This window comes from Streptomyces sp. DSM 118878 (assembly GCF_052936595.1).
In genome coordinates this window covers 7,478,298-7,498,126 of sequence record NZ_CP193622.1, presented here as the reverse complement: position 1 = coordinate 7,498,126, position 19,829 = coordinate 7,478,298, and the positions used below count along the sequence as shown (strand labels likewise).

Genomic DNA, 19,829 nt, shown 5'->3' with positions numbered 1-19,829 from the left:
GCCGCTCTCCCGCCGTGCGGCCTCGGCCGAACGGGTTGCGCCGATTCCGCTGACGCGCGCTTCTTGTGGGGCGCACGGGGACCCCAGTAGCGTCGGTGGCGCGGACATCGGACGTGGGATGTCAGGATGTCCTGTCTCCCCGCATCGTCATCGCCATGAGTCGCCGTCGCCGTCGCCACGAAAGGCGGGCCGCACCATGCCATCACGTCTCCGTTTACGTCTCAGACCGTTCCGCCCCGCCACCGCCGCCCTGACCGCCGTCGCCGTCGGCGCCCTGCTCCCGGCGCCCGCCACGCAGGCCGCCGAGCGGGCGCCCGCCTTCGAGCAGCAGGTGCTGTTCAAGGCCTCCCAGGACCCCGGCTACGCCTGCTTCCGCATCCCCGCCGTCGTACGGACGGTCAAGGGCACCCTGCTCGCCTTCGCCGAGGGGCGGGTGAACAACTGCGGGGACGCGGGCGACATAGACCTCGTCCTCAAGCGGTCGCACGACGGCGGCCGCACCTGGGGGCCGCTCCAGGTGATCAACGAGGGCGCGGGCGACACGCACGGCAACCCCGCGCCGGTCGTGGACCGCGAGAGCGGCCGCGTCCTGCTCGCCGAGACGTACAACACCGGCCGCACGGACGCCGGGAACTGCGACATACCGTGCGACCGGACACCTCACCTCCAGTACAGCGACGACGACGGCCGCACCTGGTCCCGTCCGCGTGACCTGAGCGACGAGATCCTGCCGAAGGAGTGGAACTCCTGGTACGCGACAGGCCCCGTCCACGGCATCCAGCTCACCCGCGGCCGGCACGCGGGACGACTGGCCTTCGCCGTCAACGCGGAGTCGTACGACGGCGGCCGCATCTCCGCCAACCACGCCGCGCTGATCGTCAGCGACGACGGCGGCGACCACTGGAAGGTCGGCGCCAAGGACTCGTATCCGGTCGCCGCCGACGGCACGTTCCGTCAGAAGCCCTCGGAGATGACGCTCACCGAGCGGCCCGACGGGGCCCTCTACGTCAGCGCGCGTGAGCAGGACGGCACGGACCTGGGGCACCGCAGCCACGCGGTGAGCCGCGACGGCGGGGACTCCTTCGCCGCGCCCTTCCGGGCGATTCCCGACCTCTACACGCCTCAGGTGCAGGGGTCCGTGCTGCGCTTCGGCGGACGGATGCTGCTCGCCTGCCCGGGCGACCCCGACCGCCGCCGCACCATGCAGATCCGCTCCTCCTACGACGGCGGCCGCACCTGGGACAGCGTCGACCGGGGCACGACGGTGACCACCGACTGGTCGGGCTACTCCGACATGGTGCTCGCCGACCGCGGACACGTGGGCCTGATGTACGAGGGCGGCGCGGTCGACGCGCGCGACGAGATCCGCTTCGCGCGCTTCACCGAGGACTGGCTGAAGCCGCGCCGGGGCCCCGACCCCACCACGACCGACCGCGCGCCGGGTGCCCGTGCCGCGGCCGTGCTGGGCGGCGCCCGTGAGACCGCGGGACGGTTCGGCGGAGCGCTCGCCTTCGACGGCACGGACGACGCGGTCCGGCTGCCCTTCCGCGCCCGGCTGCCGCGCGGATCGGGTGACTTCACCGCCTCCCTGTGGTTCCGCTACTCCGCGGCCAGTGGTGAACAGCCGCTGCTGTGGATGGGCGGCATAGGGAACAACCAGCCGCAGGTGTGGCTGCGCGGCGAGCCCGCGAGCAACCGGATCACCGGCCTGATGACCACGCGGGAGGGCGCCACCCCGCCGAAGTCCGCCTCGGTGCGCACGACGAGCGCGTACAACGACGGTCAGTGGCATCACCTCGTGCTGCGCCGGGAGAGGACGGCGGGTGACGGGCGCCTGACGCTGTTCCTCGACGGGGCTCCCACCACCGTCGCCGATGTCCCCGGCTCCGTCAGCCGCACCTCCCCCTTCGGCATCCACATCGGCCAGCGGCTCGACAGCCGCGCCCACTTCACCGGCGCCATCGACGAAGTCCGGCTGTACGGACGGGCCTTGAGCGACCCCGAAGTGGCCTCCCTGGGCACCGGTGGCACCCCTGTGACACGGGACACCGTCGTCAGACTCCCCATGGACCGCGTGCACGGCAGCAACTAACGTCCCGGGAGTGTCCGTCCATGAGCGCTCCGGCCGGACGGGCCGCGGGATCTGGCTGGTCCTGCTGCTCGTCCTGGCCTGCGCGGCCGCCCTGCTCATCGCCCTGCCGGAAGACGACCGGCAGGGCGCCGCGGCGTGCCGGCCCCGTACCGTCGGCGCCTGGTCGGCCGACGACGGGGTCACCGGGGAGTTCGCGCGCTACGGCGACGACAGGACGCGCACCGACGACTGGACCGGCGGCGACGGCACCCACTCGGTGCGGCTCCCCGACGGGCGCGTCCTGTGGCTGTTCTCCGACACCTTCCTCGGCCAGGTGCACGCCCCGCCCAATCCGGCGGGCCAGCCCCACACCTGGCGGGACACCAGCGCCCCCATGGTCCGCAACTCGGCCGTGGTCATGAACCGTTCCGGCACCCTGCGGCGCACCCTCGCCGCCCCGCTCTTCCCCGACCCGGCCCCCCAGCAGTGGCGCTGGCCGGTGGCGGCACGTGTCGAGCCGCGGTCGCCGGACGCGGACGAGAAGGTCGTGCGCGTCCTACTGTGGAGCCGGATGGCGAGCCAGGGACCCTGGATCTACGGCGTGCCGATGGCCACCGAGGTCGCCACGCTCTCCCTGCCCGACCTGCGCGTGGAGTCCATCGTGAAGGTCTCCGACCAGCAGGGGACGGCGGACCCGGAGAAGCGGGTCCTGTACGGCACCACCACCGTCGACGACGACGGCTGGACGTACGTCTTCGGCGGCACGGACGCGCAGGCGGCCTCGCGCCCCACCTCCCACGCCCACCTGGCGCGCGTCCCGCACGGCAGGCTCGCCGACGCCTCGGCGTGGGAGTACTGGGACGGCGAGGAGTGGGGCCGTGCGGGCGCCTCACGGCCGGTTCTCGGCAACGGCAGGGACAAGGGGGTGGGCAGCGCCTTCACCGTGGTGCGCGAGAAGGGTACGTACGTGCTGTTCACGATGGCCGCCGGCACGGAGGGCCTGACCACCGTCACGTCGTACTGGGCCTGCTCCCCCACCGGGCCCTGGCACGGCCCCGCCAAGGCTTTCGAGGCACCCCTGCCGAAGGACGGCGCGGCCGAGAAGGACACGGCCGCCTACAACCCGCAGGCCCATCCGGCGCTCGGCGGGGACGGGCGGGTGGTGCTGAGCTACGACGTCAACTGGCTCGACCCGGTGCCCGCGAGCGCCCAGGCGAACATCAACCGGAACGTGTCGCTGTACCGGCCGCGGTTCGTGACGCTCCGGCTGACCGAGCGCCGCTGACGGACTCACGGCCGGGCTCCGGCGTGTCGTGCGAGCGGCGCTTGGCGATGACCGCGCAGACCATGAGCTGCATCTGGTGGAAGAGCATCAGCGGCAGCACGGCGAGGGAGGCGTCGGCGCCGAACAGCACGGTCGCCATGGGCAGCCCCGCCGCGAGGGACTTCTTCGAACCGGCGAACTGGATGGCGATGCGGTCGCCCCGGCCGAAGCCGAGCCGCTTGGCCCCGTACCAGGTCAGCGCCAGCATCGCGGCGAGCAGCACCGCTTCGACACCGAGCAGCGCGAGCAGCCGCCACGGGGTCACCTGGTGCCAGATGCCCTGCACCATGCCCTCGCTGAACGCGCTGTAGACGACGAGCAGGATCGACCCTCGGTCGACGTATCCGAGGACCTTCTTGTGCCGGGTGAGGAAGCCGCCGATCCAGCGGCGCAGCAGTTGTCCCGCGACGAACGGCACGAGCAGTTGCAGCACGATCTTCACGACCGAGTCCGCCGAGAAACCGCCGCCGCTGTCGCCGAGCAGCGCCGCCGCGAGCAGCGGGGTCAGCACGATGCCGGCCAGCGAGGAGAAGGAGCCCGCGCAGATCGCCGCGGGGACGTTGCCGCGGGCCAGGGAGGTGAAGGCGATGGACGACTGGATCGTCGAGGGCACCAGGGTGAGGAAGAGGAAGCCGCTGTAGAGGGCGGGGGTGAGGACCCACGGTACGAGCCCCCTGCCCGCGAGGCCGAGCAGCGGGAAGACGGCGAACGTACAGGCGAGGACCGTGAGGTGCAGCCGCCAGTGCTTGAGCCCGTCGAGCGCCTCACGGGTGGAGAGCCGCGCACCGTAGAGGAAGAACAGGAACGAGACGGCCGTGGTGGACGCCCCGGACGCGATGTCGGCGCCCGTGCCGCGCGCGGGGAGGAGGGCGGCGAGCCCCACGGTCGCGAGCAGCGCCGCGATGTAGGGGTCGACCGGCATCCAGGACGGCCACTTCGGGCGTTTCACGGTTGTCTCACTGCTCCCCTGCGCGGTACGTGTCCTCTCCATGGTCCCTCTGACCAGGCACATCGGGAATCCCGTATACCGCTCTGACTGCCATCACGTTTCGTGATGGGCGGCGTTAGGGTTGTCGGTGTGTACGACCCCTCGCAGCTCCGCACGTTTCTCGCGGTCGCCCAGACGCTGAGCTTCACGCAGGCCGCCCGGCGCCTGGGCCTGCGGCAGTCCACCGTGAGCCAGCATGTGCGCCGCCTGGAGGACGCCACGGGCCGGCCGCTGTTCACGCGGGACACGCACTCCGTGGAGCTGACCGAGGACGGCGAGGCGATGCTCGGGTTCGCCCGCCGGATTCTCGCGGCGCACGAGCAGGCGGCGGCGTTCTTCGCCAGGACGCGGCTCGGCGGGCGGCTGCGGTTCGGGGCCTCGGAGGACTTCGTCCTGACGCGGCTCACCGACATCCTGGAGACCTTCCGGCACGACCATCCCGACGTCGATCTGGAGCTGACCGTCGAGCTCTCCGGCACGCTCCACGAGCGGCTGGACGCGGGCAAGCTGGACCTGGTGCTCGCCAAGCGGCGTCCTGAGGACCCGCGCGGGGAGCTGGTCTGGCAGGACGACCTGGTCTGGATCGGTTCCGAGCGGCTGCGCCTGGACCCCGAGCGCCCGGTCCCGCTGATCGTCTACCCGCCGCCCGGCATCACCCGCGCCCTCGCCTTCGAGGCGCTGGAGCGGCGTGGCCGTGCGTGGCGCGTGGCCTGCACGAGCGGCAGCCTCAACGGCCTGGTGGCGGCGGCCCGCGCGGGCCTCGGCGTCATGGCCCACTCACGCGGCCTGATCCCGCCGGGCCTGGTCCCCGTGCCCGACCGGGCGGGCCTGCCGGAGCTCGGCCCGGTCGACTTCGTGCTGCTGCACGGCGAACGCCGGGCGGACGCGCAGAGCGCCGCCGCCGCGCTGGAGGCGGCCATCCTGGCGGGCGGCGACCGCCTGCACAGGGCACGGCGCTGACACAGGCTCCGACACGGCGGCTCAGCGCAAGGACCGCGGATACGGGGCCGTGACCGGCCCGTACAGATTCGCCCGCGGCCGTGACGTCCGCGTACAGATTCGGTGGAGATTACGGATCGGGAAACTTACTCCAGCGTAAGTATTCTGTCCCCGCCTTCCCCTTGTGGCCCGATTTTGACCGGCTGACCTGTACCGATGGTCCATACCGGGGGGTCGGTACCCCCCTCCCGGCGGCGCTCGCCGTGGGGTACGGTCACGGCGCTGTGCGGAGCGCCACAAGGAGCATCATTGCGCGAGTTCTCGAATCCTCCGATGGCATCGGCGCCGCTGGTGGGCGGCCTCGCCGACGCCGTGTTCGACCATGCCGTCGAGGATCCGCTGCGCATCGCGTTCGGCCGCAAGACCGACGGGCGGTGGACCGACGTCACCTCGGCCCGGTTCCGTGACGAGGTGCTCGCCCTGGCCAAGGGGCTGATCGCCCAGGGCGTCCGGTTCGGGGACCGCGTCGCCATCATGTCCCGCACCCGCTACGAGTGGACGCTCTTCGACTTCGCGCTCTGGGCCATCGGCGCCCAAGTCGTGCCCGTCTACCCGACGTCCTCGGCCGAGCAGGTCCTCTGGATGCTGCATGACGCGCAGGTCACGGCCGCGATGGTGGAGCACGAGGACCACGCGATGACGATCGGCTCGGTCGTCGACCGGCTGCCCCGGCTTCGCAGGCTCTGGCAGCTCGACGCCGACGCCGTCGGTGAGCTGACCGCCGCGGGCCGCGACATCGACGACGAGGTGGTGCACCGCCACCGGCGCGCCGTCACACCCGACACCATCGCCACGATCATCTACACCTCGGGCACCACCGGCCGCCCCAAGGGCTGCCTGATCTCCCACGCCAACTTCATGTTCGAGGCGGACGTGATGGTCGGACGCTGGGAGCCGGTCTTCCACTCCAAGCGGGGCGACGAGGCGACCACACTGCTCTTCCTGCCCCTCGCCCACGTCTTCGGCCGCATGGTGCAGATCGCGGCGGTGCGCGGCCGGGTCAGGATGGGCCACCAGCCGAACCTCAACGCGGCGGCGCTCCTGCCCGACCTCGCGGCGTTCCGGCCTTCGTTCATCCTGGCCGTGCCGTACATCTTCGAGAAGGTCTTCAACGCGGCGCGGCGCAAGGCGGAGAGGGACGGCAGGGCGGGCGCGTTCGACAAGGCCGTCGACTGTGCCGTGCGGTACGCCGACGCGTTGGAGGCCAAGGCCTTCGGCACGGGCCCCGGGCCCTCGGCCGCGCTGCGCATGCAGCACCAGCTCTTCGACAAGCTCGTCTACTCCAAGGTGCGCGAGGCGATGGGCGGCCGGGTGCGGCACGCGATGTCGGGCGGTTCGGGCATGGACCGCAGGCTCGGCCTGTTCTTCGCGGGCGCGGGCGTGACGATCTACGAGGGGTACGGGCTCACCGAGTCCTCGGCGGCCGCGACCGCCAACCCGCCCGAGCGCACCCGGTACGGCACGGTCGGCCAGGCCATTCCCGGCACGGCCGTGCACATCGCGGGCGACGGCGAGGTCTGGCTGCACGGCGGCAACATCTTCCAGGGCTACCTCAACGACCCCCAGGCCACCGACGCGAGCCTGCACGACGGCTGGCTCGCCACCGGCGACCTGGGCGCGCTCGACGAGGACGGCTACCTCACGATCACCGGGCGCAAGAAGGAGATCCTGGTGACGTCCGGCGGCAAGAGCGTCTCGCCGGCCCGGCTGGAGGAGCGGGTGCGCGACCACCCGCTGGTCGCCCAGTGCATCGTCGTCGGCAACGACCGCCCCTACATCGCCGCCCTCGTCACGCTGGACGCCGAGGCCGTGGAGCACTGGATGACCATGCGCCGCAAGCCGATGCTGCCGGCCGGGGAGCTGGTGCGCGACGCGGACCTGGAGACCGAGGTGCGCCGGGCCGTGGTCGCCGCCAACACCCTCGTCTCCCAGGCCGAATCGATCCGGACGTTCCGGATACTGGCTCACCAGTTCAGCGAGGAGCACGGCCTGCTCACACCGTCCCTGAAGCTCAAGCGCAAGGCGATAGAGACGGCGTACGAGTCGGAGATCGCGGCACTGTACCGCAGCTAGGCCGAGTGCCCGATATGCCACTCATGCCCCGGCGGAACCGGGGCACAGGAAAGTGGAATGTGTGGCCCCGCTCAGGAATGCGACATTGCCACTGATCGTTGACCATGGAAGTACTACACCCGCCGAACCTAAGGATCGAGAGCTCGTGAGCAAGGTCCCCCCGATCATCCTGAACAACGGCGTCGAGATGCCTCAGCTCGGTTTCGGTGTCTGGCAGGTGCCGGACGACGAGGCCGAGACCGCGGTCACGGCGGCCCTGGAGGCCGGGTACCGCAGCATCGACACCGCGGCCGTCTACGAGAACGAGACGGGCACGGGCAAGGCCATCGCCGCCTCCGCGGTGCCCCGTGAGGAACTGTTCGTCACCACGAAGCTCTGGAACAGCGACCAGGGCTACGACTCGACGCTGCGCGCCTTCGACAGCTCGCTGGAGAAGCTCGGCCTCGACTACGTGGACCTGTACCTGATCCACTGGCCCCTGCCGTCCAAGGGCCTCGCGATCGACACGTACAAGGCGTTCGAGAAGATCCGGGCCGACGGCCGCGCCAAGTCCATCGGTGTCTCGAACTTCCTGCCCGAGCACCTGGAGCAGCTGATCTCGGAGACGTCGGTCATCCCCGCCGTCAACCAGATCGAGCTCCACCCGCACCTCCAGCAGCGCTCGTCCCGCGAGTACCACGCCGAGCAGGGCATCGCCACCGAGGCGTGGTCGCCGCTCGGCCAGGGCAAGGGGCTCCTGGAGGTCCCGGCGATCGTCGCGATCGCCCGCAAGCACGGGCGCACTCCCGCCCAGACCGTGCTGCGCTGGCACATCCAGCTCGGCAACGTCGTGATCCCCAAGTCCGTGACGCCGTCCCGGATCAAGGAGAACATCGACGTCTTCGGCTTCGAGCTGGACCCGGAGGACATGGCGGCGATCTCCGCCCTGAACGAGAACCGCCGGCTGGGTCCCGACCCGGCGGCGTTCGACCTGGCGTAAGCCGTCGTGGCAGAAGCCGTCGTGGCATAGGGAGCGGCCCGGTGGGTCAGGAGCGGTGCTCCTGCCACCGGGCCAGTTCCGTGCGGGCGGCGGCGGTCTCGGCCGCGTCGTCGCCGAGTTCCCTGGCCAGACCGTGGATCGCCCTGCGCAGTTGGCGGATGGCGCCGTCCATGTCGTCGGCGGCGGCCAGGGCGTGCGCGAGCTCCGCGCGGGCCCGGTAGGTGCGGATGTGGTCCTCGCCCAGGGAGCGTTTCAGGTCGGCGAGCGTGGCGTGGTGCAGTACGGCGGCCTCCGCGGGCTGCCCGGCCTGCCGGTAGGCGTCGGCGAGCGTGCCCCGCGTGCGGACGCTCTCCGGGTGCGCGTCCCCCAGGGTGCTCACGCGCTCGTCCAGCGTCTGCTCGATGAGCGGGATGGCCCTGCGCGGTCGTCCGGCCTCGCACAGCGTCCGGGTGAGTTCGTCGTAGGAGCGCCGGGTCTCGGCGTGCGAGGGGCCCAGCACCCTGAGGCGCTCGGTCAGCGTCCGTTCGTACAGGACGAGCGCCTTGTCGCGGGCGCCCGCGCGGCGGTACATGTCGGCCAGGGACGCGGCCGCGCGGAGCGTTTCGGGGTGGGCCTGGCCCAGCGTCTCGCCCTTCATGGTGAGCACTTCCTCGCCGAGCGGGACGGCCCGCTTCGGGCTGCCGTTCGCCACGCACGCGTGCGCGAGCCTCTCGCGCAGGCGTGTCGTCTCGGGATGCGCCGTGCCGAGCGCCCGGATGCTGAGCCCCAGGGCGTCTTCGTGGAGGCCGATCGCCTGGTCGAGCGAGCCCTGGCTCTCGTGGACCCCGGCAAGGCCGGACAGGGCCGCGAGGGTGAGGGGGTGGTCCGCGCCCAGGGCCCGGCGGCAGCCGGCCGCCATCCGCTCCAGCTCGTCGATGGCCCGCGCGGGGTCACCCGCCGCCTGGTAGGCACCGGCCAGGTCGCCGCGCAGGGCGAGCGTGTGCGGTGAGTCGTGTCCGTGCACGCGTTGGTGGGCGGCGAGCGTCTGCTCGTACGTCCTGATCGCCCGGTCCCAGTCCCCCGCCGCCTGGTACGCGCCTGCGAGCCGTCTGCGAGCCCACAGGGTCCTGGGGCGGTCGACGCCCGGGCCGTGGTCCAGGAGGCGGCACACGTCCTCCATCTCCCGCACCGCGCGGACCACGTCCCCCGCCGCCTGGTAGGCACCCGCGAGCCCCACGCGTCGCTCCACGTACCCGGGCCCGGCCGCGGACGGGCCCGTCGTGCTCGCCGGCTCCAGGGTGCTGGTGTACGTCGCGATCGCCAGGTCGGGCTTGCCGTCCGCGAGGTACGCCTCCGCGAGCCGGGCGGCGGCCGCGAGCGTCTCCGGCGCCTGTGCTCCGTGCAGCCGCTCCAGGCCGCTCACGGCGCGCCGCAGGAACGCGACGCTCTTGAGCACCTCGCCCTGGCCGAGGAGGAACTGTGCCGTGCGGTCCAGGAGGTCCACCACGTGCTGGTCGTCCCGCGTGGCCGGGGCGTGCTCGAAGAGCGCGTCGACATGGGGCAGCAGTTCCCGCCAACGGGGCCAGTCGCCCGGTCCTGCCGTAGCGGCGGGGAGCGCCCGGCCGAGGCAGCGGGCCGCCGTGTGCCGTGCTTCGTCGATGTCGTCGAGGGCGCGCACGGACGGGCTGTCGTCCGGTGTGCGCGCGACGGCTGCCACCCCGTCCTTGAGGATCACGGTGTCGCCGTCCACGCGGAGCAGGTCGCAGGCTGCCAGATAGGACAGATGCTCCGAAGTGTGCGGCACGCCGGTCTCGCGCGGCCCCGCCGTGGCCAGCAGGTCCCGGGGAACGGGCTGCCGGCCGAACCAGGCGAGGACCAGGATGAGCCACCCGGCCCCGGGGGAGGCCGCGGCGGCGCGCAGGCGCTGGGCGATGGAGTCGTCGGGGCCGCTCGCGCCGGTGTGGTCCTCCTCCGCTTCCTGTTGCCGCACGAGGTGGGCCCGGTACTGGGCGATGTCGGCGCCGGTGTCGGCGATGTACGTGGCCGCCCTGGCCACGGCCAGCGGCAGTCTGCCCAGTTGCATGCAGAGCGCGTCCGCCCCTCGCTGGGCTCTGCCCGCCCGCCGGTTCAGCATGTCGACGGCTTCGGGCAGTTCGGGCACCCGCAGCTTCATCGGCGTGGCGATGCCGTCCCACCCCTTGGCCTCCCGGCTGGTGATCAGTACGGAACCGCCCCTGCCGAGCCGGGACAGCAGGACGCGCACATCGGCGGGCTCACGCACGTCGTCGAAGACCAGGACCCAGCCCTGGTGCACGCTCAGCCACTGGAGCGCCCACTCCCAGCGCCCCTCCGCCGCGAGGAAGTCGGGCACGGAGGGCTGGAGGGCGCGTGTGAGGTCGGAGAGGCTCTTGACGATCGACGCGGGCGAGTACGCCGCCACCCACCACACCGGGCTGTGCACGTCGCCGACGGCCACACCGGCCGCCCACTCGGCCGCCAACGTCGTCTTGCCCATACCTGCCTCGCCGTGGACGACCATCGTCCCGGGGGGCTCGGCCGGAGTGAACGAGGACAGCAACGTGTGGTCGAGGCGCCGCAGTTCGTGCTCCCTGCCGACGAAGAACTGCGGTCTGGGCACGTTGTTCAGCGTCGGCGGGGCGTCCACCACGTGCGGCTGATCGAACTGGACGAGCCCCGGCTCGGCGGACACCGCTTCCGGGGGCACGGGCGCCCGCGGCCCGGCCGCGCCAAAGGACCCGGCCTCGCCGGAAGGCCCGGCGGGCCGCTGCGCCACCCGCATCGCCCGCCCCCGCAGCAGCTCCAACGCCTCCTCGCTGACCAGCGCGAACGGTTGGCCCGCCGGGCCGAGGCCGTGGGCTCCCGTGCCCTCCGTCACGCGTGCCACCGCACGGAACGCCCGGGTCGCCGAGCCGGTTCTGCCCTCGATCTCCGCGCCGAGCCCGGAGAGCAGTTCGGCGACCGCCAGCGATTCGGGGCGGGGCAGGGTCTCCAGGAGGGCGCCTCGCGCGCCCGGCACGAAGTCGTACAGGCCGCGCTCCGTGTCGAGGGGCTGGAGCAGGCCGCTCAGCAGGACCTCGGCCAGGTCGCTGGGGCGGGAACCCGGGGTGACGCGCTGCTGGATCAGCCGCATCACCGGCAGCGCGGGCACCGAGAGCGCGACGTGCGCCGCCAGGTCCGCCGCCGTGGGGGAGGCCGCCTCCTGGAAGCGCAGGACGCGTTCCGTGATCGGCACGTCGGCCTCGTCCGCGAACGGGCGGTCCCGTCGCGGCGGGGCGGCACCGACGTAGGTGACGGCCGTGTCCCTGTGGTGGTCGCCGGAGGCCGTGACCAGGCCCGCCCAGTCGGCCAGCCAGTCGGGGGCGATCTCCAGGACGGGCACGGGCACCGCGTCCGGCGCGGGCAGCCTGGCCCGGCCGTCGTGCGGGACGAAGCGCAGCACGGTGTTGGGCGCGCCGGGACGGCAGCCGATCGCCCTGCCGGGGACGGCTGGGGCGGCGGTGCGGCGCCAGAGGCGTTCGGGCAGCGGCTGGAGGATCGCCGTCGGGCCGCGGCTCGCCCACAGGTGCAGGGCGCGCGCCGCTCTGCCACCCCACCAGTGCGGGCCCGAACAGTCGCTGAGGACCAGCGTGACCTGGCGTCCGGTCGGGTCGACCAGGGCCGCCGGGTCCATCGCGGGGCCGCCGGGCGAGGACCGTACGCCGACGCGCGGGCCCAGGTCGGTCAGCCGCCATACGCGGACGTCACGGAAGGCGCCGGTGCGCTGCATGGCCTCGCGCAGTTCACGGACGAGGGGGCGCCACACCGTCATCGAGGGGCCGGTGTCGGCGACCAGGGCCAGGCTGAGGAGGCGGTCGGTGGCGGGCACCATGACGGGCGCCCAGGCGCGCGGTCCGGAGGTACGGGCGGCGCGTTCGGCCGTGGCCCGCTCGTCGAGCGTGCGGCGGCGCGGGTCGGGTACCCGCCGCTTGAGCGGGCGCAGGGCGCGCTGGATCGCCAGTTCGTGGTGGAGTGCCTGCGGGGCGGGGACGAGGACGTCGTCGGCGTCGGAGCCGGGCTGCGGCGCGCCGCGGGGCACGTGCAGAGTGCCGCGCCGGGCGCCCCGGCGCGGGGTCGCGCCCTCCTCCGCCTCCGCGCGCACCGCCTCGTCGGGCGGCCGGTCGCCCGCGGGTGTTCCGGCCCCCTCCGCGCGCTTGGGGGCACCCGCTCCCGTGGCGGCACCGGGCCCTGTCGGCCGGTCGCCCCGGCCCCGGCCCCCTGCCGTCGCCGCTCCGGCTCCGTCGCCCGCGGGCAGGTGCTCGGCCAGCCACAGCATCTCCGCCAGCTCCAGCGGCGTGACCGGCGGCCCCAGGGCGTCCAGGGCGTCGCGCAGCCGGTCAATCGCCATCGGTGCGTGTCGCTTCGCTGCTCAGGTACGGCATCACCTGGTCGGCCAGCGCGTCCACGTCCTCGGGCCGTTCGCTGAACGAGGCGTGATGGCGCATGTAGACGGCGTTGAGGAGCTGGTCGTTGGCGAGCAGTCCGCTGCCGCGCCGCTCGAAGAAGCGGTCGATGACGTCCCGGGCGCCCGCGGGGAGTTCGCCGTTCTCCTCGCCGATCAACGGGCCGAGGTGTTCGCGGACGATCGCGGTCAGCTCCGCGACGCTCCCGGGCTGCTTCAGGTCCACCGTCACGCACCGCCGCAGGAACGCCGGGGGGAACTCGCGCTCGCCGTTGCTCGTCATGACGACGAGCGGGAAGGCACGGCAGGTGACCGTGCCGTCCCGGATCTCCACGCGGTCGGTGGTGCTGTCGGCCGTCATGACCCTGGCGGTCGGCTCCGCGCGCCGGGCGAGCTCGACCAGTTCGTACGATCCCTTCTCGAAGACGGTGAGCAGGTCGTTGGGCAGGTCGATGTCGCTCTTGTCGATCTCGTCCACGAGCAGGACGCGGGGGCGCTCGTACGGCAGCAGGGCCGTGCCGAGCGGGCCGAGGCGCAGGTAGTCACCGATGTCGTCGCCCGCGGGCCCGCCGCCGTCGTGGCGTGCGCGTTCGGCGGCGTACAGGCGGGTCAGGGGGTCGTACTCGTAGAGGCCGTCGCGGAGGGTGACGCGGCTGGTGATCGGCCAGTGCAGGACCTTGCCGAGGCCCAGCTCGTGCGCCACGGCGTACGCGAGGGACGACTTGCCGGTGCCGGGGGCTCCGGTGACCAGGAGCGGCCTGCGCAGGTAGAGCGCCGCGTTGACCTGCCGGACGGCGTCGGCGGAGGGGTGGTAGCTGGCTGCCGCGTGCTGGTTGCCTGAGTCGCCGGGCGGGGTGCGCAGGGGCGGGCCTCCGGTGAAGGTGCGCCACGGCGGCGGGTCGGGCAGGCGAGCGACGCCGTCGTGCGGGACACGGCTTCCCGTGTAGATCTGCCAGTCGGGCCGTGGAGCCATCTCAGGCACTCCCCCTCTTTCCTGATGTGGCCGGTCTCTTTCCTGATGGGGCCGGTGCCGCCGTGGAGCGGAAGCTGCCGTCGGCCGTTCCGCCGACCGCCGACAGCGGCGGGTCCGGCTTGCCCTCGCCGCCGTCCCAGAACAGCGTCAGCCCGTGTCCGCAGTGCTCGGCGTCGCCCTTGTGCGGCGAACGGGCCTCCTTGCGCAGCCGCATGACCTCGACCGGCAGCCGGGCGGGGTCGAGCGTGGCGACCTCGGCGAGGAGGCGGTCGAGGAACTTCTCCGGCGCGCAGTGCGCGTGGCTGCCGTCGGCGCAGGCGTGGCGCCGCCACAGCATGATCGGCACGCCGGTGTCGAGGGCCGCCGAGAGCCAGTCGGTGGGCGGGGTCGCCGCGTAGGCGAGGGCGCAGAGCTGGTCGTCGGCGTCGAGCCAGTCGTGGAACTCCTCGTAGCCGTACGGCAGCCCGCACTCGACGCGCTCGGGCCGGGTCTCGCCACGGGCCCGTACGGTCGCCCAGCGCCGCCCCGCGAGGTAGGAGGCGAGCAGCGGTTCCAGGCGGTCCAGGTGGCGCACCACCACCGGGACCGTGCGCATGGGCCGGGGGCGCGCGGCGCCCGGCTCGTGGATCTGCCACTCCTCGTACGGTTCGCTCATCAGCCGCTCCGGCACCACGAACTCCAGCATCCAGTCGAGGCCGCGCACCTTGCCGACCTGTTCGGCGAGCAGCGCCTCGGTCTTCGCGCGCAACTGCTGGCGGCGGATGCGCACGGGGCCCGCCCGGCCGACCGGTACGCCGTCGACCACCGTCGAGACGGAGAGGTCGATGCCCGCGCCGCGGGTCATCGACTGGGCGCGGAACACGATGGCCCCGGTGGGCGCGGGTGCCCGCGGCGGAGCCTGGCGGCCGTGGACCGCCTCTTCGTACCGCCCGGGCATCCAGCGCCGCAGCCACGGTCCGGCATCGACACCGCCGGCGGCGCACAGTCCTGGCAGCAGCCGCAGCAGCCGGTCCTCCCCGGTCAGTTCCTCGCCCACGTGCCGGATGGCGTGCCAGGGGGACCGGAAGGCGGGCAGGGCGCGCCGGAAGGTGGGGAAGGCGCGGCGGACGGTCAGCTCCAGGTTGGCGGGGTCGACGCGTACGCCGTCGAACAGGGCCCGCAGTTCGCGGCGCGGCGCGTCCGGCAGCCAGTCCAGCGGCAGGAGGTCGTCGAGGCCCTCCCAGTGGCAGCGGATGGTGTCCAGGGGCAGCATCCGTCCGACGTGGCCCTCCCTGTCGCCGTCGAGCACCGCGTCGGTGACGATGCCCACGACGAGGTGGGAGCCCGGGTCGTAGACCGCGGCGCCGCTGAAGCCCTCGCCGAGCCGTTGCAGGTGCGCCTGCTCCACGTCGACCTCCAGCCACTCCTGGCCGAGCAGGCGGTCGGCGCTGGTGCGCAGCGTGACGTGGGTGCCGTCCCTCTCGTGGCCGAAGGGGAAGCCCAGGGCGCGCAGTTCGTGTGCCGTGTGTTCCTTGCCGGGGTTCAGCAGATCGAGCGGTGCGAACACGCACGGCGTCACGGACAGCGGCTCGCCGAGTTCGACGACGGCCACGTCACCGCGGTCGCCGAGGCGCCGCCAGCCGCCGGTCCACGCCACGGACGCGGGGCGTGCCTCGGCGACGCCGGGCAGCGTCACCGAGACCTCGCTCAGCCCTTCGACCACGTGGGCGCAGGTGATCAGCCGTGCGCCGTCGACCAGCACGCCCGCCCCTCTGGGGATGCCGTCGACCGTGCCGATGCGGGCACGCCATTGCATGCCCGCCATTATTCGCCCTGGGCGTCCTGTCGTACGCCGCCCTGCGCGGGCACCTCCGCCGGGCGTTCGGGCAGCGGTGGTGTGCGGCGGGTCCAACTGAGCTTGACCGTCAGGTGGCCCTCCGCCGCCGTCCTCGCGATGACCGCGCCCGCCGCGGCACTCAGCTTGACGCCGAATTCGAGTTCGATGGTGTCGGGGTCGAGCGACCGCTCGCGGAAGGTGCGCAGGGCGGACATCGCGGCGCCGCGCACGTTGTGCAGGGCCGCTTCGAAGCGGCCCTGGACCTCGTGGATCTCGCCGTGTTCGCCGCGCCGCGACACCGACCTGAATCCGGGGTCCCGGGAGTCCACCTCGACCACGACGGGCCCCTCGTCGGATTCCCATCGCATCAGCTCGGTCACGGGGCGGTTCCTCCTTCGGGGGCCGCCGGGGCCCTGGCGGCCCCGGCGCTCCCACGAAGTTACGTCAACCGGGAGCGGAAGACCGCCGGTTGCCGCGGAAACCCCCGCCGGTCCGCGGGGTCAGCCGCCCTTGACCGCCACATGGACCGTCTGGGCCGTCAGCAGGAACAGATCGGAGCGGTGGTGCAGGCTCCGCGGATCGTCCTTGTCCAGGAGGCGGTCCAGGGTGGCGAGGTCGTCGGCGTCGAGGCGGCCCTCGTGCATCTCGCGGCGGCGCGTGACGTCCACGACCACGTGGGCGCGGGCCTTCTCGGAGAGCGGGGCCGGCAGGTCGAGGAGGAAGCTGCGGGTGGCCGCGTGGCGCAGGCCCGCGGCGGTCAGGAGCGCCGGCCAGTCCTCGGCGGCGTCCTTCGAGCCGGGCAGGCCCGAGCGCATCTCGGCGAACCACTCCTCGTCACAGACCTCCAGGCGGGACAGCAGCCCCGGGCGGCCGAGGCCGATGTCGCGCGGGAGGTAACGGGTGCTCAGGCCGCCCTCCAGGAGGGCGATCACGCCGCCGGGGGCGAGGCGCTCGACGAGGGCGGCCAGCGCCGCACCCTGGTCGCCCACGTGGTGCAGGGACTTGCAGAGCCACAGGAGGTCGGCGGTCGGCACGTCGTCGACGGCGTCGGGGAGGGCCGCGCGCACGGTGGCGAAGCGGTCGGCGAGGCCCAGGCGGGAAGCGCGGTCACGGGCCCGTTCGAGGAGGGGCTCCTCGGGGTCGGCCGCGACGATCCGCGCCTTCGGAAATGCCTCGGCCAGCCGCATGGAGAGGGCGCCGGGGCCGCTGCCGACGTCCACGACCACGCCCGGCTCGTGCGCCCAGTGGCGCAGCCAGTCGGCGGCCTCGTCGTACATCGGCGCGGCGATCTCGGCGTAGCGCTCCAGCATCTCGCCCATGGCCGCCCAGTCCATGTCACCGCCGTGGCCATGTCCGTGGCCATGCCCATGTCCAGGTCCGTGCCCGTGGCCCTGCCCGTGATCGTGTCCCATGCCCCTGCCGCCTCTCGGTCCCGCCCTCGTTCGTGAACGGCTCCAGCGTGCGCCCCCTTCCCTGTTCTCGACCACTCATCTTGCCGGTCCGGCAAAAGCGCCACCCGTACAGGCGGGGACCCGCTTCCGGAACGCCCGCAGCGCGAACAGCGGGTCGGGGCGCGCCACGTCCTGGTCCGGCAGCCGTGCGAGCGCCGCCGCGAACCGCTCGGCCGCCGGGCCGTCGGGCGGCACCTGGGTGAACCATCCCCTGCGCAGGTCATCCACCGTGGAGCGCGGCGAGCGGCCCTGTCCGTGGCCGGGGAAGCAGGCGCGGCCCGCCGGGGCCATGCCGTGCTCCGCCGCGTACGCCTCGACGGCCTCGGCGCGGTCGACCGCGGGGCGCACGGGACGCGGCGCCAGCACGGCGTCGATGTCGCAGCCCACGTCGTGCGAGGCGGCCTTGTCGACGGTGGTGACGTAGACCCCGCCCGGCCGCAGCACGCGCGCGCACTCGGCGACGACCGAGGCCGTCTCCTCGGGGCCCGGCAGCAGGTGCAGCAGCCACACCGTGCAGACCGCGTCGAACGAGGCGTCGGGGAAAGGCAGTCGGTGGCTGTCGCCGATGACCACGGCGCCCGGCAGCCGGGCCGCCGCCATGTGCGCCATGCGGTGGGCCCTGTCCACGCCGGTCACCCGCAGTCCCGCGCGCCCCGCGAGCCGCCGGGTGACCAGGCCGGTGCCGCAGGCCACGTCGAGGAGGGCGCGGGCGTCGCCGGGCAGCAGGCCGAGGACGGCGTTCGCGGCGGCCGCCGCGCGGGGCTCACCGCCCCGGGAGGCGTCGTACCGGTCGGCTTCTTCGCTGTAGTCCAGCATGGCGGGGCCTATTCGGCGCCGTGCAGCGGCGCCAACTCCGACACTCTGCGCGCGAGTTCGAAGTCGAGCTCGGTGACGGCGCCGCCCGCGCTGTGCGTGTTCACGGCCAGGGTCACGGTGTCGTACCCCAGCGTCGTGTCGGCGTGGTGGCCCAGTTCGTCCTGTGTCCGCGCGATGTGGACGACCAGGGCGGCCGCCGCGAAGTGGGAGGCCAGGCGGTACGAACGGGTGATCCTGTCGTCGGCGAGGGCCCAGCCGGGCAGTTCGGCGAGGCGGTCCTCGATCTCCTTGGGCGAGAGCGGTTCGGGGGGCATGGTCCGGCTCCTTCCGCGAGACGTGCGCGAGGTGCTCAGTGAGGCACTTCGTGAGATCGTCCCACCTTGCCACAACCCGGTTCGACTACCGTCTAGGTATGACAACCGCCGCGCCCGCCAAGGGGAACACCAAAGGCAAGGCCAAGGCCACGCACCACACCAGGGGGAACACGGGCGGCGTGGGGCCGCTGCTGCGCGGCTGGCGCGAGCGGCGCCGGATCAGCCAGTTGGAGCTCGCCCTGCGCGCGGACTCCTCCGCGCGGCACATCAGCTTCATCGAGACGGGCCGGGCCCGCCCCAGCGAGGAACTGGTCCTGCGCCTCGCCGACCACCTCGACGTGCCGGTGCGCGACCGCAACTCCCTGCTGCTCGCCGCGGGCTACGCGCCCCGCTTCCGGGAGACCCCGCTGGAGGACCCCGCGATGGGCACGCTCCGCGAGGGCCTCGACCAGCTCCTGACGGGGTACGAGCCGTATCCCGCCCTGGTCGTCGACGCGGCGTACGACGTCATCGCGGCCAACCGCGGCATCGCGATGCTCATGGAGGACATCTCCGACGACATCCTCACGGCGCCCCTGAACGCGATGCGGCTCACGCTGCACCCGCGGGGCCTCGCCCCCAGGATCCGCAACCTCCGGGAGTGGCGGGGCCATCTGCTGCACCAGATGGAGCGGCAGATCGCGCTCCAGCGCTCCGACGCCCTGCGCGCGGTGTACGAGGAGGTGGCCGCGTACCCGGTGGAGGAGCCGGGGGTGGACGCCTTCGACGCGGGGACGGACGTGCCGTACTTCGCGCTGCCGCTGCGGATCGAGCACGAGGGGCACGTGCTGTCGTTCATCTCGTCCATCTCGACGTTCAACACCCCGATGGACGTGACGGTCGCCGAGCTGGCCATCGAGACCCTCCTCCCGGCCGACCCGGCGACGTCGAAGTACCTCCAGACACGTATGGCCTAGGAGGCCTCAGGAGTTCCGCGACCGCAGCGCGCGCAGCGCCACGTACTGGAGTGCGGCGAAGCCGCCGACGGTCAGGGCCTGGAGCGGGATCCACACCGCGCCCGCCGTGCTCGGCGAGAGCCAGACGGCGAGGGCGACGACGCTGAGGACCGCCCAGACGGCGTTGGCCTCGATCACCGCCCGCACCCCGAACGTCGGGGGGCTCTTGCGGGCGGCGAGGTAGCCGACGCCCGCGCCGAAGACGGCGAGGAAGACGCCGAGCCCGAGCAGCAGCCCCGAGTCGACGCCGAGGAAGCGTCCGAGGGGGCCTGACGCGGCGGCGTAGGCGACACCGTTGCCGGCGGTCACGACCGCGTCGAGGGCGAGGAAGCGGCGCAGCATGGTGGTCGGGTCGGTGGTGCGGGCGAGGCCGGCGAGCGGGTACGTCGATGCGGACATGGCGGTGCCTCCAAGCGGCGGGGAACGAGCGGTCGTGGGTCCCGGACCCGGTCCGGAGTGCGCCGGACCGGATCCGGTGAGACCACTCTGTCGCCCCCGCGCCACCGGGTCGATTACGTCCCAGGTAATGCCGCGGGCCCGCCGAACGGCCGAGCGGCGTCCGGGCCGGGCGGCACCGGCCCGGCCCCCGCCC

15 protein-coding genes are annotated in these 19,829 nt (G+C 73.3%); 6 read left to right on the top strand and 9 right to left on the bottom strand.

Going from position 1 to position 19,829, the window contains the following annotated elements; translation table 11 throughout:
• Positions 1–196 precede the first annotated feature (196 nt).
• The gene (locus ACRAKF_RS32490) at positions 197–2,092 is read left to right on the top strand and encodes an exo-alpha-sialidase (protein ID WP_447041379.1); all 1,896 of its coding nucleotides are present in this window, start codon (positions 197–199) and stop codon (positions 2,090–2,092) included.
• A gap of 10 nt (positions 2,093–2,102) precedes the next feature.
• Positions 2,103–3,356 (top strand): DUF4185 domain-containing protein, encoded by a 1,254-nt coding sequence (locus ACRAKF_RS32485; protein ID WP_447041378.1) that lies wholly within the window; start codon positions 2,103–2,105, stop codon positions 3,354–3,356.
• On the opposite strand, the gene ACRAKF_RS32480 is transcribed toward ACRAKF_RS32485, so the two are convergent.
• The gene (locus ACRAKF_RS32480) at positions 3,292–4,344 is read right to left on the bottom strand and encodes a bile acid:sodium symporter family protein (RefSeq protein ID WP_447041376.1); all 1,053 of its coding nucleotides are present in this window, start codon (positions 4,342–4,344) and stop codon (positions 3,292–3,294) included. The two genes, ACRAKF_RS32485 and ACRAKF_RS32480, sit on opposite strands and share 65 nt — an antisense overlap.
• Positions 4,345–4,473: 129 nt before the next feature.
• Between ACRAKF_RS32480 and ACRAKF_RS32475 the strand changes: the two genes are divergently transcribed.
• From ACRAKF_RS32475 to ACRAKF_RS32465, 3 genes are all read left to right on the top strand, one after another.
• Positions 4,474–5,343, top strand: coding sequence for a LysR substrate-binding domain-containing protein (locus tag ACRAKF_RS32475; protein ID WP_447041375.1), 870 nt, complete (start codon positions 4,474–4,476; stop codon positions 5,341–5,343).
• Positions 5,344–5,655: 312 nt separating this feature from the next.
• On the top strand, positions 5,656–7,455 hold the full coding sequence (locus tag ACRAKF_RS32470) for an AMP-dependent synthetase/ligase (protein WP_447041373.1): 1,800 nt from the start codon (positions 5,656–5,658) through the stop codon (positions 7,453–7,455).
• A 187-nt stretch (positions 7,456–7,642) separates the two neighbouring features.
• Entirely contained in the window at positions 7,643–8,434 is a 792-nt protein-coding gene (locus ACRAKF_RS32465; RefSeq protein WP_447042280.1) for an aldo/keto reductase, read from the top strand.
• Between the two features lie 46 nt (positions 8,435–8,480).
• Here the strand turns inward: ACRAKF_RS32465 and ACRAKF_RS32460 are convergent, their stop codons facing one another.
• From ACRAKF_RS32460 to ACRAKF_RS32430, 7 genes are all read right to left on the bottom strand, one after another.
• Entirely contained in the window at positions 8,481–12,818 is a 4,338-nt protein-coding gene (locus tag ACRAKF_RS32460) for an SAV_2336 N-terminal domain-related protein (RefSeq protein ID WP_447041372.1), read from the bottom strand.
• Complete coding sequence (locus ACRAKF_RS32455) at positions 12,808–13,845, bottom strand: AAA family ATPase (protein ID WP_447041370.1); 1,038 nt, start codon at positions 13,843–13,845, stop codon at positions 12,808–12,810. Before ACRAKF_RS32455 ends, ACRAKF_RS32460 begins: the two co-directional genes overlap by 11 nt.
• 1 nt (position 13,846) lies before the next feature.
• Positions 13,847–15,640, bottom strand: a complete 1,794-nt coding sequence (locus ACRAKF_RS32450; protein ID WP_447041369.1) for a VMAP-C domain-containing protein — start codon at positions 15,638–15,640, stop codon at positions 13,847–13,849.
• A gap of 8 nt (positions 15,641–15,648) precedes the next feature.
• Positions 15,649–16,041 carry a CU044_2847 family protein gene (locus ACRAKF_RS32445; RefSeq protein WP_447041367.1) on the bottom strand — a complete coding sequence of 131 codons (393 nt, stop codon included), beginning with the start codon at positions 16,039–16,041 and terminating at the stop codon, positions 15,649–15,651.
• A gap of 120 nt (positions 16,042–16,161) precedes the next feature.
• On the bottom strand, positions 16,162–17,073 hold the full coding sequence (locus tag ACRAKF_RS32440) for a class I SAM-dependent methyltransferase (RefSeq protein ID WP_447041365.1): 912 nt from the start codon (positions 17,071–17,073) through the stop codon (positions 16,162–16,164).
• Positions 17,074–17,148: 75 nt separating this feature from the next.
• Positions 17,149–17,928: a class I SAM-dependent methyltransferase gene (locus tag ACRAKF_RS32435; protein ID WP_447041364.1), complete on the bottom strand. Its 780-nt coding sequence runs from the start codon at positions 17,926–17,928 to the stop codon at positions 17,149–17,151.
• Positions 17,929–17,936: 8 nt separating this feature from the next.
• Positions 17,937–18,242 carry a 4a-hydroxytetrahydrobiopterin dehydratase gene (locus ACRAKF_RS32430; protein ID WP_447041363.1) on the bottom strand — a complete coding sequence of 102 codons (306 nt, stop codon included), beginning with the start codon at positions 18,240–18,242 and terminating at the stop codon, positions 17,937–17,939.
• Between the two features lie 98 nt (positions 18,243–18,340).
• On the opposite strand from ACRAKF_RS32430, the gene ACRAKF_RS32425 reads away from it, so the two are divergent.
• Positions 18,341–19,198, top strand: a complete 858-nt coding sequence (locus ACRAKF_RS32425) for a helix-turn-helix domain-containing protein (protein ID WP_447041362.1) — start codon at positions 18,341–18,343, stop codon at positions 19,196–19,198.
• 6 nt (positions 19,199–19,204) lie between these two features.
• Here the strand turns inward: ACRAKF_RS32425 and ACRAKF_RS32420 are convergent, their stop codons facing one another.
• Positions 19,205–19,636, bottom strand: coding sequence for a hypothetical protein (locus ACRAKF_RS32420; RefSeq protein ID WP_447041361.1), 432 nt, complete (start codon positions 19,634–19,636; stop codon positions 19,205–19,207).
• Positions 19,637–19,829 lie beyond the last annotated feature (193 nt).

Bases quoted from the DNA above. Each gene is read 5' to 3' on its own strand.
- ACRAKF_RS32490 (WP_447041379.1), top strand. From the start codon at position 197: ATGCCATCACGTCTCCGTTTACGTCTCAGACCGTTCCGCCCCGCCACC.
- ACRAKF_RS32470 (WP_447041373.1), top strand. From the start codon at position 5,656: ATGGCATCGGCGCCGCTGGTGGGCGGCCTCGCCGACGCCGTGTTCGAC.
- ACRAKF_RS32465 (WP_447042280.1), top strand. From the start codon at position 7,643: ATGCCTCAGCTCGGTTTCGGTGTCTGGCAGGTGCCGGACGACGAGGCC.
- ACRAKF_RS32460 (WP_447041372.1), bottom strand. From the start codon at position 12,818: ATGGCGATTGACCGGCTGCGCGACGCCCTGGACGCCCTGGGGCCGCCG.
- ACRAKF_RS32455 (WP_447041370.1), bottom strand. From the start codon at position 13,845: ATGGCTCCACGGCCCGACTGGCAGATCTACACGGGAAGCCGTGTCCCG.
- ACRAKF_RS32450 (WP_447041369.1), bottom strand. From the start codon at position 15,640: ATGCAATGGCGTGCCCGCATCGGCACGGTCGACGGCATCCCCAGAGGG.
- ACRAKF_RS32440 (WP_447041365.1), bottom strand. From the start codon at position 17,073: ATGGGACACGATCACGGGCAGGGCCACGGGCACGGACCTGGACATGGG.
- ACRAKF_RS32435 (WP_447041364.1), bottom strand. From the start codon at position 17,928: ATGCTGGACTACAGCGAAGAAGCCGACCGGTACGACGCCTCCCGGGGC.
- ACRAKF_RS32430 (WP_447041363.1), bottom strand. From the start codon at position 18,242: ATGCCCCCCGAACCGCTCTCGCCCAAGGAGATCGAGGACCGCCTCGCC.
- ACRAKF_RS32425 (WP_447041362.1), top strand. From the start codon at position 18,341: ATGACAACCGCCGCGCCCGCCAAGGGGAACACCAAAGGCAAGGCCAAG.
- ACRAKF_RS32420 (WP_447041361.1), bottom strand. From the start codon at position 19,636: ATGTCCGCATCGACGTACCCGCTCGCCGGCCTCGCCCGCACCACCGAC.